Origin of the sequence: Caulobacter sp. UC70_42 (assembly GCF_044056025.1) — a bacterium.
Classification (GTDB): domain Bacteria; phylum Pseudomonadota; class Alphaproteobacteria; order Caulobacterales; family Caulobacteraceae; genus Caulobacter.
This window is the reverse complement of the sequence record NZ_CP171994.1, coordinates 5,205,462-5,220,182: the sequence shown is the minus strand read 5'-3', so window position 1 is coordinate 5,220,182 and position 14,721 is coordinate 5,205,462. Positions and strand designations below refer to the sequence as shown.

At 67.8% G+C, this 14,721-nt stretch carries 10 protein-coding genes and 2 pseudogenes; 10 read left to right on the top strand and 2 right to left on the bottom strand.

The genetic code is table 11. From position 1 onward, the window contains the following. The first annotated feature begins 280 nt into the window (after positions 1–280). From ACHMW8_RS26315 to ACHMW8_RS26305, 3 genes and pseudogenes are all read left to right on the top strand, one after another. Positions 281–1,810, top strand: coding sequence for an MFS transporter (locus tag ACHMW8_RS26315; RefSeq protein ID WP_395444271.1), 1,530 nt, complete (start codon positions 281–283; stop codon positions 1,808–1,810). Positions 1,811–1,844: 34 nt separating this feature from the next. After that, positions 1,845–4,161, top strand: a pseudogene (locus tag ACHMW8_RS26310) (glucan 1,4-alpha-glucosidase). Between the two features lie 121 nt (positions 4,162–4,282). Continuing rightward, positions 4,283–6,631, top strand: coding sequence for a methyl-accepting chemotaxis protein (locus ACHMW8_RS26305; RefSeq protein WP_395444270.1), 2,349 nt, complete (start codon positions 4,283–4,285; stop codon positions 6,629–6,631). Here ACHMW8_RS26305 and ACHMW8_RS26300 read toward each other — a convergent pair. Together ACHMW8_RS26300 and ACHMW8_RS26295 are read right to left on the bottom strand one after the other, a co-directional pair. Continuing rightward, a complete protein-coding gene (locus ACHMW8_RS26300; protein ID WP_395444269.1) occupies positions 6,628–6,756 on the bottom strand; it encodes a hypothetical protein in 129 nt (42 codons plus the stop codon). The two genes, ACHMW8_RS26305 and ACHMW8_RS26300, sit on opposite strands and share 4 nt — an antisense overlap. Next, positions 6,714–7,718 (bottom strand): serine hydrolase domain-containing protein, encoded by a 1,005-nt coding sequence (locus ACHMW8_RS26295; protein ID WP_395444268.1) that lies wholly within the window; start codon positions 7,716–7,718, stop codon positions 6,714–6,716. The genes ACHMW8_RS26300 and ACHMW8_RS26295 overlap by 43 nt, the downstream gene beginning before the upstream one ends. A 138-nt stretch (positions 7,719–7,856) precedes the next feature. Between ACHMW8_RS26295 and ACHMW8_RS26290 the strand changes: the two genes are divergently transcribed. The 7 genes and pseudogenes from ACHMW8_RS26290 (at position 7,857) to ACHMW8_RS26260 (ending at position 14,704) form a co-directional block, all read left to right on the top strand. Then, entirely contained in the window at positions 7,857–8,945 is a 1,089-nt protein-coding gene (locus ACHMW8_RS26290) for a ChaN family lipoprotein (RefSeq protein WP_395444267.1), read from the top strand. 50 nt (positions 8,946–8,995) lie between these two features. After that, positions 8,996–9,490 (top strand): GAF domain-containing protein, encoded by a 495-nt coding sequence (locus tag ACHMW8_RS26285; protein ID WP_395444266.1) that lies wholly within the window; start codon positions 8,996–8,998, stop codon positions 9,488–9,490. Between the two features lie 96 nt (positions 9,491–9,586). After that, positions 9,587–10,738, top strand: a complete 1,152-nt coding sequence (locus ACHMW8_RS26280; RefSeq protein ID WP_395444265.1) for a GNAT family N-acetyltransferase — start codon at positions 9,587–9,589, stop codon at positions 10,736–10,738. After that, positions 10,738–11,658, top strand: a complete 921-nt coding sequence (locus tag ACHMW8_RS26275) for a glycosyltransferase family 2 protein (RefSeq protein ID WP_395444264.1) — start codon at positions 10,738–10,740, stop codon at positions 11,656–11,658. The genes ACHMW8_RS26280 and ACHMW8_RS26275 overlap by 1 nt, the downstream gene beginning before the upstream one ends. Then, positions 11,574–12,578, top strand: coding sequence for a hypothetical protein (locus ACHMW8_RS26270; protein WP_125158702.1), 1,005 nt, complete (start codon positions 11,574–11,576; stop codon positions 12,576–12,578). The genes ACHMW8_RS26275 and ACHMW8_RS26270 overlap by 85 nt, the downstream gene beginning before the upstream one ends. Before the next feature lie 38 nt (positions 12,579–12,616). After that, positions 12,617–13,141: a flavin reductase family protein gene (locus ACHMW8_RS26265; RefSeq protein ID WP_125158701.1), complete on the top strand. Its 525-nt coding sequence runs from the start codon at positions 12,617–12,619 to the stop codon at positions 13,139–13,141. Between the two features lie 65 nt (positions 13,142–13,206). Further along, positions 13,207–14,704: pseudogene (locus ACHMW8_RS26260) on the top strand (CoA-acylating methylmalonate-semialdehyde dehydrogenase). Positions 14,705–14,721: the final 17 nt, after the last annotated feature.

Genomic DNA, 14,721 nt, shown 5'->3' with positions numbered 1-14,721 from the left:
ACTTTTTCAGAGGCTCATAAGGCGCCGTTCCATGGGGTTTGCAAGCCGGGCGCGGTAAAAATTGACGTGAAAACTCCTGCAAATCTTGGCGCGGACCCGACTGTGTTCTGAAGGGGGGCATGGGTGAAAGTGGCGCTCGTGCGCGCACGAAGCTCAATGGAATATGGATTTATCGTTGCGCCTCGCGATGACGCGTGCGCAAATGGCCGCCACGACGAATTATGAAAAAACTTGCGAACCGGTCGGAAGCAACCGGCGGTCGGAGCGGGGCGGAGGACCGATGGCCAGGCAGCGGCTCAGTATCCTGCAGATCTGGAACATGTGCTTTGGATTCTTCGGAATCCAGATCGGTTTCGGCCTGCAGAACGCCAACACCAGCCGCATCTTCCAGACCCTGGGCGTCGATGTGAACCACCTGGCGATCCTGTGGATCGCCGCGCCGGCCACCGGTCTGCTGGTCCAGCCGATCATCGGCTACCTCTCCGACAAGACCTGGGGGCGTCTGGGCCGCCGCAGGCCGTACTTCTTCTGGGGCGCGATCCTCACCACCCTGGCGCTGCTCGTCATGCCCAACGCGCCCGCGCTGTGGGTGGCGGCGGGCGCCCTGTGGCTGATGGACGCCTCGATCAACATCACCATGGAGCCTTTCCGGGCTTTTGTCGGCGACAACCTGCCCGACGAGCAGCGGGCCACGGGCTACGCCATGCAGAGCTTCTTCATCGGCCTGGGCGCGGTGCTGGCCTCGGCCTTGCCGTGGATGCTGACCAACTGGCTCAACGTGTCGAACACCGCTCCGGCCGGCCAGATTCCAGATGCGGTGCGGATCGCCTTCTACGCCGGCGGGGCGGGCCTGCTTCTGGCCGTGATGTGGACGGTGTTCACGACCCGGGAATATAGCCCCGATCAACTCGCCGCCTTCGAGGTCGCCGAGCACGAGGCGCTGGGCTTCGGGCCCCACGAGGAGCCCGAGCCGTCGGTCAACGCCTATGTCGTCCTGGGCGTCGGCGGCGTGCTGACGGGCCTGGCCTTGACCCTGATCGTCTGGAGCGCGCGCCTGGAGAAGGAGCTCTATGTCCTGGCCGGCCTGGTCTTCGCGTTCGGCGTGGCGGGCGTCGTCGGCGCGCGGTTCAAACGGATCGGGCGCACGGACAACGGCTTTTCCGAAGTGCTGTCCGACTTCTTCCGCATGCCCAAGACCATGCGCCAACTGGCGGTGGTGCAGTTCTTCTCGTGGTTCGGCCTGTTCGCCATGTGGATCTACACGACGCCCGCGGTGGCGGCGGTCCACTTCCATGCGGTGGACGCGACGTCCAAGGCCTATAACGAGGGCGCGGACTGGGTGGGCGTGCTGTTCGCCGTCTACAATGGCGTCGCGGCCCTGGCGGCCCTGGTCATCCCGCTGATGGTCCAGGCGACCAGCCGCAAGGTCAGCCATGCCGCTTGCCTGATCCTGGGCGCCCTGGGCCTGCTGTCGTTCCCGCTGATCCGCGAGCCGGGACTGCTTTGGATCGGCATGATCGGCGTCGGCTTCGCTTGGAGCTCGATCCTGTCGGCCCCGTACTCGATCCTTGCCGGCGCTCTGCCCGCCCGGAAGATGGGCGTCTACATGGGCATCTTCAATTTCTTCATCGTCATCCCGCAGCTGCTGGCGGCGACGGTGCTGGGCTTGCTGCTGAAGAGCTTCTTCGCCGGCCAGGCCATCTACGCCCTGGTGCTGGGGGCGGCTTCGCTCGCCATCGCCGCGGCCGCCACCTTCGCGGTCCGTGACACAGTCCCTCAAGCCCGTCCTGGCGCCGTCAAGCCGGCTTGAATTCCTTTTCCTTCCAGCCTGACGAGTCCTCGCCATGCACAGCCTGAAACTTCTCGCCCTGGCTTCGGCCGCCCTGGCCGCCAGCGCGGCGCATGCCGCCGCGCCGAGCACCTGGGCCTATTCGGCCAAGACGGGTGTCGGCGCGTCCTACGAGGCCTATGTCGACGGCGCCTACAAGGCCGGCGGCAAGACCGGGGCGGTGTCCAAGGTCTGGTTCTCGATCGCCGACGGCGTGCTGACCGAAACCATGTACGGCCTGATCCACGAGGCCCAGATCAAGCAGATGCGTATCGCCGTCCAGACCGCGACGGGCCTGGCGGTCGAGGGCGCGGACACGACCTCCAAGACCGAATATCTGCACGTCGACGCCGCCGGCCGTCCGCTGTCGCCGGCCTACAAGATCACCACCACGGACAAGCAGGGTCGCTTCGTCATCGAGAAGCGGATCTTCACCGATCCGGACCGCAACAGCCTGTTCGTGCGGGTCACGGTCAAGGCGCTGAAGGGGCCGGTGACCCCGACCCTGGTGCTGGAGCCGCACATGGCCAACACCGGCGGCGGCGATACGGGCGCGGCCTCGACGGCGGCGCTGACGGCCTACGAGGGCAGGGCCTTCCTGAGCCTGAAAGGGACCAAGCCCTTCGCCAAGGCCTCGGCCAGCATGCTGAAGGACAATGACGCGCTCGCCGGCCTTAAGGCCACGACTACCTCTGCCAAGGGCGCCATCGTCCTGACCGGCCAGCTGCCGGCTGTGGCCAAGGAAGCCACCTTCGACTTCGCCATCGGCTTCGGCCCGGACGCCAAGACCGCCGACGCCACCGCCGCTGCAACGCTGAAGACCGGTTACGCCGAGGTGCTGGCCCGCTTCAACGGCGAGGGCGCGCGGGTGGGCTGGGAAGACTACCTGGCCTCGCTGACCGAGCTGCCGCGCCTGCGCGAGGCCTCAGAGGACGGCGGCAAGCTGGTCCAGGCCTCGGCCCTGATGCTGAAGGTCCAGGAGGATCGCACCCACGCCGGCGCCCTGATCGCCTCGCTGTCCAACCCGTGGGGCGATACGGTCGACGCCACCGAGTCCTCCACCGGCTACAAGGCCGTCTGGCCGCGCGACTTCTACCAGTGCGCCATGGCCCTGGCGGCCCTGGGCGACAAGGAGACGCCGCTGGCGGCCTTCCACTACCTGCCGACGGTGCAGGTTGGAGCCAAGACGCCCGGCAATAAGGGCGATGGCGGCTGGTTCCTGCAGAAGTCGCATGTCGACGGCACGCCCGAATCGGGTCGGCGTCCAGCTGGACCAGACGGCCATGCCGATCATGCTGGGCTGGAAGCTGTGGAAGCTGGGCTGGCTCTCCGACAAGGACCTCAAGACCTTCTATGGCGAGATGCTGAAGCCGGCGGCCGACTTCCTGGTCAGGGGCGGCAAGGTCGACCTGGGCTGGAACCACGCGACCATCACCCCGCCGTTCACCCAGCAGGAGCGCTGGGAAGAGCAGGGCGGCTACTCGCCTTCGACGACCGCCGCCGTGATCGCGGGTCTGGTGGTGGCCGGCGACATCGCCGAGGCCGCCGGCGACACGGCGTCGGCCGAGACCTACCGCAAGACCGCCGACGACTATTCGTCCAAGGTCGAGGCCCGCATGGTCACGACCAAGGGCGCGTTCGGCGACGGCCACTATTACCTGCGTCTCAACAGCGACCAGGATCCGGACAACAAGAGCTCGGTCGAGGAGCGCAACGGCCAGGCCGCCGTGCCCGAGGACAGGATGCTGGACGCCGGCTTCCTGGAGCTGGTCCGTTACGGCGTGCGGCGCGCCGACGACCCGGCCATTGTCGCCAGCCTGCCCAAGCTGGACGACGAGGCGATGGAGGACCTCTATCGCGTCCGCTACAGCTTCACGTTCCCGGGCGTCGATGGGACCTTCCCCGGCTGGCGGCGCTACGGCGTCGACGGCTATGGCGAGGACACCAAGACCGGCGCCGACTACGGGGCCGACGGCCAGATGCGTCCGGGCCAGCGCGGCCGCGTGTGGCCGATCTTCACCGGTGAGCGCGGTCACTACGAACTGGCCCTGGCCGGTGTCGCGGGCAAGCCCGACGCGGCGGCGGTCAGGAGGATCCGCGACACCTATGTCAAGGCCATGGAGCTATTCGCCAACGAGGGTCTGATGATCCCCGAGCAGGTGTGGGATGGCGTTGGCGCGCCAAGCGCCCATGGCTACACGCGTGGCGAGGGAACGGACAGCGCCACGCCCCTGGCCTGGAGCCACGCCGAGTACGTCAAGCTCCTGCGCTCGGTCAGCGACGGCCAGGTCTGGGACAACTACGCGCCTGTGAAGGCCCGTTTCTCCCGCTAGAGTAACGGTTCCGGACGCGCGGATTGTCGCAGTTCGGCGCGTCTGCGGCATGGTTAACGGGTGGTTTAGGATTCGGCCGCGAAGACAGGGTTAACAGCCCCGCTCGTGGCCGGAGACCTTCATGTCAGCGTTCCGTCGATTGACCATCGCCTGGAAATTGATCCTCGTGGCGGGTCTCGCGATCGGCTTCCTGCTCATCGCCGCGGCGGTGGCCGTCTCGTCGCACACCAGCGCGATCGTCTCGGGCCTGACCAACCGCTATGCCGGCGCGGTGGCCGACGACGCCATCCAGAGCGTCCAGGCCGACATCGGCAAGGTCCAGTCGACGGCGCGGTCGATGGCCGTCTCGATCGGCGCGGCCCATGAGGCGGGCATGACCGACCGGGCCACGGTGGTCCAGATGCTGAAACCCAACGCCGAGTCCTCGGCCATGGTGCTGGGCAGCTGGTACATGGCCGAGCCGAACGCCTTCGACGGCAAGGACGCGGAGTTCGCTGGCGACACGGCCTCGGGCTCGAACAAGGCCGGCAACTTCTCGCCTTACTGGGTGCACGACGGCGACAAGGTGATCTTTCAGCCGCTGGACCAGGGCAACGAGTACCAGGAGCCGTACTACGCCGTCCCCAAGCGGACGGGAAAGTCGGCGGTTGTCGAGCCCTATGCCTACGACGTCGCCGGCAAGTCGGTGCTGATGACCTCGGTCGTCTATCCGGTGTTCTCGCGCGGCCAGTTCATCGGCGTGGCCGGTCTGGACATGGCGCTGGACAGCGTCTCCAAAACCCTGGGCGCGCTTAAGCCACTGGGCGGCGGCCGCGTGATGATGCTGTCGCCGAGCGGCAAGTGGATCGCCCACCCCGATCCGGCCAAGCGCACCCAGCCCTATGCCGACATCGGCGCCGACCAGGTTCAGAGCGTCCTGGCCGGCGGCGCGGCCGTCGAGGTCAAGGGGATTGTTGTCGATGGCGCGCCCATGGCCCGCATCATCCGTCCCGTCCCGATCCCGGCCCTGAACACCACCTGGGCCCTGGTGATGGACGTGCCGGTGGCCGCCATCACCGGCCCCGCCGACCGCCTGGCCAAGATCCTGTTCATCGGCGGCCTGGTCATCACCGCGGCCGTGCTGGCCGCGCTGTTCTTCGCCAGCGCCGCCCTGGTCAAGAAGCCGCTGACGGGCCTGACCCGCTCGGTCGACAAGCTCTCGGCCGGCCGCTACGACGAGGCCGTCCCCGGTATCGACGGCGGCGACGAGATCGGCGCCATCGCCCGCGCCCTGGACGGTTTCCGCCACGACCTGGCCGACGGCCAGCGCCGGCGGGCCGAGCAGGAGGCCGAGCGCGCCGTGGCTGAGGCCGAGCGCCAGCGCCATGAGCAGGAGGCCGCCGCCTTCGCCGCCGCCCAGGCCAAGGCCGTTCACGCGCTGGGCGAGGGCATGGAACGCCTGGTCGACGGCGACCTGATCTGGCGGATGCGCGAGGATGACTTCCAGGGCGGCGCGGCCAAGATGCCGCGCGACTTCAACGCCGCCGTCGAGAGCCTGCAGGCGACCATGGCCGGCATCCTGACCGCCGCTCGCAGCATCCGCGGCGGTTGCGCCGAGATCAGCAGCGCCGCCGATGATCTCTCGCAGAGGACGGAGCGCCAGGCCGCCGGCCTGGAGCAGACCGCCGCCGCCCTCGACCAGATCACCGCCACGGTGAAACGCAGCTCGGAAGGCGCCGAGCGCGCCCGTCAGGTGACGATCAGCGCCAAGGCCGCCGCCGAACGCAGCGGCGCGGTGGTCAAGGAAGCCGTCCAGGCGATGGGCGGCATCGAGAAGTCCTCGCAGTCGATCACCCAGATCATCGGGGTCATCGACGAGATCGCCTTCCAGACCAATCTGCTGGCGCTCAACGCTGGCGTCGAAGCCGCACGGGCTGGGGACGCCGGTCGGGGTTTCGCGGTGGTCGCTCAGGAAGTGCGGGCCCTGGCCCAACGCTCGGCCGACGCGGCCAAGGAGATCAAGGGCCTGATCCGGGCCTCGACCGACCAGGTCGACAAGGGCGTCAAGCTGGTCGGCGAGACAGGCGAGACCTTGGCGCAGATCCTCACCCAAGTGGCCGAGATCAACGAGCTGGTCGGCGAGATCGCCTCGTCCTCGAAGGAGCAGGCCGTGGGCCTGGCCGAGGTGAACCAGGCCGTGAACCAGATGGACCAGGTTACTCAGCAGAACGCGGCCATGGTCGAACAGTCGACGGCCGCGAGCCACGCCCTGTCCAGCGAGGCCGCCGAACTGGAACGCCTGATCGGCCGCTTCCAGGTCGGGGCGGTGGTCCACGAATTGCCGGCCCGGGCCGAGCGTCGTCCAGCGGCTCCGGTCCCGCGTCCGGCCGCAGCCCCGACCCGCGAGAGTTTCCGCCAGCGCTACGTCCAGGGCGCGAACGCCCTGAAGGTCCAGCCGAACTCGCGCCCGGGCGAGTGGGAGGAGTTTTAGGGCGCGACCTGGAATCGATCCGAGACGAACTTGCTCAGTCGCCCTGCCAGGAATGGCGGGGCGACATTGCTGAGGGCGACGATCACGCCCTCGCCGCCGTCGATGATCCGAAGGTCGCCGGCCATGCCGGGGCGCCGCCGTTGTGGCCGACGATGGGTAGGGGGCTCGGATAGATGGCGATGCCGTAGCCGTACTTCATGCCGTCGCCCAGATCGACGAAGCCCGTGGTCATCTGCTTGCGATGCGTCTCGTCCAGCAGGCGGCCGTCGTAGAGCGCCATGGCGAACTTCACGAAGTCCTCCGCCGTCGCGTAGCCGCCACCCGCCGAGGTTCCGCGCCAGGGCAGGCCTCCGGCCAGTGTGAAGTCAGCCTTCTCATGTTCGTAGGCCACCGCGCGGCCGGGCACGGGCATGGTCTCCGGTTCGAAGCCGCTGCCGGTCATGCCGGCCGGCTGGAAAATGTGGGCGCGGACATAGTCGTAGTAGCTCTGGCCGGAGACCGCCTCGATCACCCGGCCCAGCAGGATGAAGCCGTAGTTGGAATAGTCGTCCTTGGAGCCCGGCTCGAAGTCCGGGGCCCGCTTGCCGAACAGGTCGACATAGTCCTGCAGCGTCCGCACCCGGTCACGCCTGGCCTCGTATTCCGGTGTGAAGATCTCGCCCGCGCCGCCCTGGTGGGTCAGCAGGTGATGCAGGGTGACCTTCCGGGCCCAGTCGGCGTTCGGATAGTCCTTCAGATAGGTGATCAGGGGGGCCTGGACGTCCAGCTTGCCGGCCTGGGCCAACTGCATCACGGCGACGGCGGTGAACGTCTTGTCCATCGATCCGACCCGGAACTTGGTGTCCGCCGTGTTGGGGATCTTGCGCTCGCGGTCGGCCCAGCCTTGCGCGAAGGTCGCGATCGGCTGGCCCTTGCGGGCGACCATCACCACGCCGGAATAGTTTTCGCCCATCTCCGCCAGCTTGCCGGCGATCGCCTTGACCAGAGCGGCGTCGGGTAGGCGCGCGGGGGCTGGGGCGACTTGCGCGATAGCCGATGCGGGCAGGGCGAGCGCGGCCAGGAGGCTAACGGGCAGGCGAAGCTTCATGCCGAGAATCCACTTGAGGTGGAGCGACGTTCGCTCAAGCGCCGTCATGTGTCCATTTGCAAGTCATTCGCAAAAGTGCTGGCGTTGCGGCGGGCAACCCGGATAGGTCAGGACTTGAGGTTCATCCCCGGAGCGCCGATGTTCACGAAGTCCTGGCTCATTTCCCTGCCGATGCTTGCCCTGGCCAGCAGCGCCATGGCCCAGACCGCGCCGATCGTGAAACCGGTCGGTGGCGGCTATCAACTGAGCCGGGGGCTGGAGGACTTCTACGACACCGCGTTCGTGATGAAGGACGCCAAGACCGGCAAGCCCCGGGTGGTGAGCTTGGCCGAGGCCGCCGCGCTTCTGTCGGGCTACGACGTCGTGTTCTTCGGCGAGAGCCACCGCCATCCCGGCGTGCATCTGCGGCAGCAGGAGCTGTTCCGGGCGCTGGTCGCCAAGAACCCGCGCTACATCCTGTCGCTGGAGCAGTTCGAGCGCGACACCCAGCCGGTGGTCGACGCCTATCTGGCCGGCAAGGTCGGCGAGAACGCCCTGAAGGAAAAGGGCCGGGCCTGGGACAACTATCCGACCTCGTACCGGCCGCTGGTCGAGTTCGCGCGGACGCACGGCCTGCCCGTGGTGGCCGCGGAGGCGCCGACCTGGGCGATCTCTTGCATCGGCCAATGGGGCCCCGAGATCCTGAGCCAGTTCACGCCGGAGGAGCGCGGCTGGATCGCGCGCGATCTCACTCCCGGGACCGGCGCCTATCGCGCGAAGTACATGCGCTTCCAGTCCGGCGCGGCGGCCCATGGCGGCGGCGCGAGCCAGTCGCCCGAGGCGCTGCTGAAAGCCGAGCGGAGCCTGGCCGGCCAGACCGCCCGCGACGACACCATGGCCGAGTCCATCTTCCTGGCGCTGAAGGCCCATCCGGGCTCAAAGGTCCTGCACCTGAACGGCAATTTCCACAGCGCCGCGTTCCTGGGGACGGTCGAGCGGCTGAAACTGCGCGACCCCGCCCTGAAGATCGCGGTCATCGACCCCCTGGAGGTCGAAGACGCCAAGGCGCCGTCGTTCAAGGCCGCCGACCTGGAGAATGGCACGCTGATCCAACTGATCTATCCCAATCCGCCCGCCTTCGTGGACGGCGAGGACACCAGCGAATGGGTCCGTGGGCTGATGGCCAAGCGCAAGGCCGGCGCCTGCAAGTACGCGCCGCCGGGGACCCCGGAACCGGCCAAGCCCTAAACCGCGCCGCGCCCTCTGACATCTGCCGCCAGCCGCGCTATATCCCCGCCATGGCCGAAGCGTTCAACGACCTCACCCTCTCCGCCGACAAGGCGACCCGCTATGCCGAGGTCGCCGACGAGATCGCGTCCGTGCTGGACGGCGAGCCCAACGTCACCGCCCGCATGGCGACGGTGGCCTCGATGCTGGCCAACAGCTTCGACCATTATTTCTGGACCGGCTTCTACGTCGTGGATCCGACCAAGGCGCGCGAGCTGGTGGTCGGACCTTATCAGGGCACGCTGGGCTGCCTGCGCATCGCCTATGGGCGCGGCGTCTGCGGCGCGGCGGCGGAGACCGGCGAAACCCAGCTTGTGCCAGATGTGCACGCCTTCCCGGGCCACATCGCCTGCGACAGCCGATCCGAGAGCGAGATTGTCGTGCCGGTCTTCGGCCCCGACGGCCAGCTGATCGCGGTGTTCGACGTCGATTCCGACAAGCCCGCCTCGTTCGACGCCACCGACCAGTTGTGGCTGGAGAAGATCCTCAAGACGACGTTTGCATAAGCCGGACACAACCTTGTCGGGAACCTAACATATGGCCCGCTGATTGCAGGCTTGGTCCATCTTTCCCTAACCCGAGCCGGAGTAGGACAGATGGACATGTTGGACGTCGAAACCTTACACCCGAGCCTGCTGAGCGCCGAGGACGTGGCGCTGTGGCGGAGCCTGGCGGCCGCCCAGCCGGGCTTCGGCAATCCGTTGCTGGGCCCGGACTTCGCGCAGGCCATTGGAAGCGTTCGGGAAGATGCGCGCGTGGCGGTCGTCCGCCGCGACGGCCTGACCCAGGGCTTCCTGGCCTATCACCGTCGTCCTGGCGGTCTGGCGCGTCCGATCGGCTCGCCGCTATCCGACTACCACGGGCTGGTGAGCCGTCCCGATGCGGGACTTGATCTGGCACAGGTGCTGCGCGCCGCCGACGTGTCGGTGTTCCGGTATACGGGTCTCATCGATCCCAATGGCCTGTTCCCGGCCTCGAGGGAGTCCGATCGCACGGCCTATATGATCGATCTGGGAGGCGCGACCGCCGAGGCCTATCTCGAGGCCATCCGCGCCGCGAGCCCCAAGAAGATCAAGAACTACCGCCGCCTGGACAACAAGCTGGACCGCGAGGTCGGGCCGGTGCGCCTGGTCGCCGGCGACGTCTCGCGCGACGCGTTCAACCAGCTGATCGACTGGAAGCGCGAACAGCTGGAGCGGACCGGCGCCCACGACTTCCTGCGCGCCGACTGGACCCGCGAGCTGATGGCGGATCTGTTCGCGCGCCGCTCGGGAGACTTCCGCGGCCTGATGATCAACCTCTATGCCGGCGACACGCTGGTGGGGGGGCACTTCGGGGTTCGCCTCGGCGAGGTGTACCATCCGTGGATCGCCTCGACCTCGCCCGAGCACGCCGCCTGGTCGCCGGGCCAGATCTTCTTCCTGCGGGCCATCGCGGCCATGCCGGAACTGGGTCTCTCGCGCTACGATCTCGGTCCCGGCCACGATCACTACAAGCGGTCCTACGGCCTCAACACCGTTACGATCGGCGAGGGCGCGGCGACGGCCGCGACGATCGGCGGGCGCATGGCGCTGTCGATCGAGAACGCCTGGTCGATGGCCGGCGCCCGCGGTGCGGGTCCGGTCGGCCGCCTGCGCCGCCGCATGGACGCCATCGCCAGCACCGAACTGACCATGTCCGGCCGGGTGCGCGACTTCGTGGGAGCCGTGGCCTCGCGCGCGCATCGCCGCCAGGGGGACAATCTGGAGGCCTGATGCCACGCGTGACGATCATGATCCCGACGCAGCGACGCCCCGACGGCCTGGCCGTCGCGGCGCGCTCGGTGTTCGGCCAGACCGGCGTGGACTGCGCCGAGCTGGAGCTGGTGATCGTCGACAACGACCAGGTCCCCTCCGCCAAGCCTGTCGCCGACATGCTGGCCAAGGCCGCGCCCTTTCCGGTGATCTACGTCCACGAAAAGCGACCCGGCGTCGCCTTCGCCCGCAACGCCGGCATGGCCCGCGCCTCGGGCGAGCTGATCGCCTTCCTGGACGATGACGAGGAGGCCCCGGACGGTTGGCTGGCGGCGCTGCTGGCGGCCCAGGTCCGTTACGACGCCGATGTGGTGTTCGGTCCGGTTCGAACCCGCGCGCCGGATCACATCGTCGCGCACCGCGACTATCTGGAGCGCTTCTTCTCGCGCGAGGGTCCCGCCGAGGCTGGCGTCCTCGACCACTACTACGGTTGCGGCGACAGCCTGATCCGCCGCGCCGCCCTGCCGGACCCGGTCTCACCGTTCGCGATCGAGCGCAATCATATCGGCGGCGAGGACGACATGCTGTTCGGTCACATGCGCGTGGCGGGTGCGCGCTTCGCCTGGGAGCCGGCGGCCTGGGTCTGGGAAGAGCCCGTGCCCAGCCGCATGAACCTTCGCTACACGATCGCCCGGGCGTTCGCCTACGGCCAGGGCCCGACCTCGCACTGCGCCGCGGCCATCCCGCGCGACAATCTGGGCGTCGCCCGCTGGATGGTCATCGGCCTGGGCCAGGCCGCCGTCTTTGGCGCCGTCGCCGGCTTCAAGTGGCTGGTCCGCGCCAAGGACCGCGCGGAATGGCTGGACCGCGCCGCGCGGGGCCTGGGCAAGACCTTCTGGTGGGGCCCCTTCAAGATCCAATTCTACGGGAGGACCGCATGAGCGTGATCACCGACTGGACGGCGGACAAGGCCAAGGCCTTCGGCCGCGAGAACCTGATGTTCAAGCACGCCCTGCATGAGCGTCCGATGTTCGACGACGAGGGCCTGGCGCGCCTGCTGGACCAGTATCCGCGCGACAAGCTGGGTGTCTTCACCATGGGCGACGATCCCAAGGCCTGGACCACCTGGCGCAAGGGCTCGGCCGGAAATCTGAGCGGCGACCAGCTGCTGGAGGCCGCCAAGACCGGCCGCATCTGGCTGAACCTGCGCCAGACCAACGACCATGTGCCGGAATACGCCGCCCTGGCCGATGAGATCTTCGCCGACAAGGAGGCTCATGTGCCAGGCCTGCGCACCTTCAAGCGCGACGTCGGCATGTTGATCTCCAGCGCCAACGCCCAGGTCTTCTATCACCTCGACGTGCCGCTGGTGTCGCTGTGGCAGCTCCGCGGCGAGAAGAAGGTATGGGTCTATCCGGTGGCCGATCCTTATGTCGGCGACCTGGCCCTGGAGAAGATCGTCCTGCGCGAGACCGCCGAGCAGTTCGCCTTCGAGCCCGAATGGGACAAGGGCGCCCAGGAAGTGGTGCTGACGCCGGGGAACATGGTCACCTGGAAGCAGAACGCACCGCACCGGATCGAGAACGGCCCGATGCTGAACGTGTCGATCTCCATCGAATTCATGACCCCGCCGGCCCTGATGCGGGCCAATGTCATCTACGCCAACGGCGTGCTGCGCCGGCGCATGGGCATGAGCCCGCGCGTGCAGGACGGCTTCGGGCCGACGGCGCTGGGCAAGCTGGCCGTGGCGCGTGGAGCCAAGGCCCTGGGCCTGCAGACGCCGCACGTGCGCCACCTGCCGATCACCTTCGGCCTGGATGCCGCGCGACCGGGCGTTTTGGTCGAGCCCGTGCACGGCTGACCTTGCCGACCGCCGATCTTTGCCGCACTGCTTGGGCGATGAGTAAAGCGGTTACGATCGAACTGGGAGAGGGCGCCGAGCACGACGCCCGGGCCCTGCGCAATGCGTTCGGATGCTTCACGACCGGGGTGACGGTGATCACCACCGTCCGCGAGGACGGTCGCAAGGTCGGGCTGACGGCCAATTCCTTCACCTCGGTGTCGCTGGACCCGCCGCTGGTCCTGGTCTGCGTCGACCTGAAGTCGTCCAGCCTGTCGTCGCTGGACGCCGCCGGCCGCTGGGCGGTCAATGTGCTGCACGCCGAGCACCAGGCCCTGGCCCGCCAGTTCGTCCAGAAGGATACTGATCGTTTCGCCGGCGTCGAGACCGAGACCTGGCGGACCGGCGCGCCGATCCTGCCCGGCTGCATGGCCAATTTCGAGTGCGAGACGCACCACGTCTTCGACGCCGGCGACCACCGGGTCTATGTCGGGCGGGTGGTCAAGCTGCGCTACGATCCCGACCACGAGCCGTTGGTCTATCTGCAGGGCCGGTTCCGTCGCGTCCATGTGGACGCGGAATGACTTGGCGCGATACGGCGTGAACCTTGGATGCTATTGACGCGCAAAACAGCGTTAGGGAGCGCATCATGCGAGACATCGCCCATTTCGTGAACGGTCAGACCCTGACCGGAGCCTCCGGCCGCTTCGGCGACGTTTTCAATCCCAACACCGGCGAGGTCCAGGCGCGGGTGCAGTTCGCGACCGACGCCGAGCTCGACGCCGCCGTCCAGGTCGCCGCCAAGGCGCAGATCGGCTGGGCGGCGACCAACCCGCAGCGCCGCGCCCGGGTGATGTTCGAGTTCAAGCGCCTGATCGAGCGCGACATGAACAGCCTGGCCGAGATCCTGTCGTCCGAGCACGGCAAGGTCATCGCCGACTCCAAGGGCGACATCCAGCGCGGCCTCGAGGTCATCGAGTTCGCCTGCGGCATCCCGCATATCCTGAAGGGCGAATACACCGAGGGCGCGGGTCCCGGCATCGACGTCTATTCGATGCGCCAGCCGCTGGGCGTCTGCGCGGGCATCACCCCGTTCAACTTCCCGGCCATGATCCCGATGTGGATGTTCGGCATCAGCATCGCGGTGGGCAACAGCTTCATCCTCAAGCCGTCGGAGAAGGACCCGACCGTGCCCGTGAAGCTGGCCGAATTGATGATGGAGGCAGGCGCGCCACCCGGCGTGCTGAACGTCATCCACGGCGACAAGAGCGCCGTCGACGCCATCCTGAGCCATCCGCTGATCCGCGCGGTCAGCTTCGTCGGCAGCTCCGACATCGCCTCTTACGTCTACCAGACCGGAACGGCGCACGGGAAACGCGTCCAGGCCATGGGCGGGGCCAAGAACCATGGCATCGTCCTGCCCGACGCCGATATGGACCAGGTCGTGAAAGACCTCTCGGGCGCGGCCTTCGGGTCGGCGGGCGAGCGCTGCATGGCCCTGCCGGTGGTGGTGCCGGTTGGCAAGAAAACCGCCGACGAGCTGCGCGAGCGCATGGTCGCCGAGATCGGAACCTTGAAGGTCGGCGTCTCCACCGACCTCGACGCCCACTACGGCCCGGTGGTCAGCGCCGCGCATCGTGACAAGATCGCCGACTACATCCGTATCGGCCAGGAAGAGGGCGCCGAACTCGTGGTCGACGGCCGCGACTTCCAGCTGCAGGGCTTCGAAAAGGGCTTCTTCATCGGCCCGTCGCTGTTCGACGGCGTCAAGAAGGGCATGAAGACCTACCAGGAGGAGATCTTCGGTCCGGTGCTGCAGATCGTCCGCGCCGACAGCTTCGAGGAGGCCGTGGCCCTGCCGTCCGAGCATCAGTACGGCAACGGCGTCGCCATCTTCACGCGCAACGGCCGCGCCGCGCGCGAGTTCGCCGCCAGCGTCAATGTCGGCATGGTCGGGATCAACGTACCGATTCCGGTGCCGGTCGCCTATCATACCTTCGGCGGCTGGAAGCGCTCGGCGTTCGGTGACACCAACCAGCACGGCGTTCGAGGGCGTGAAGTTCTACACCAAGGTCAAGACGGTCACCGCCCGCTGGCCGGAAGGCGAGGCGGGCGACAGCAGCTTCGTCATTCCGACGATGAAGTAGGCCTTCAGGGGAGGGGG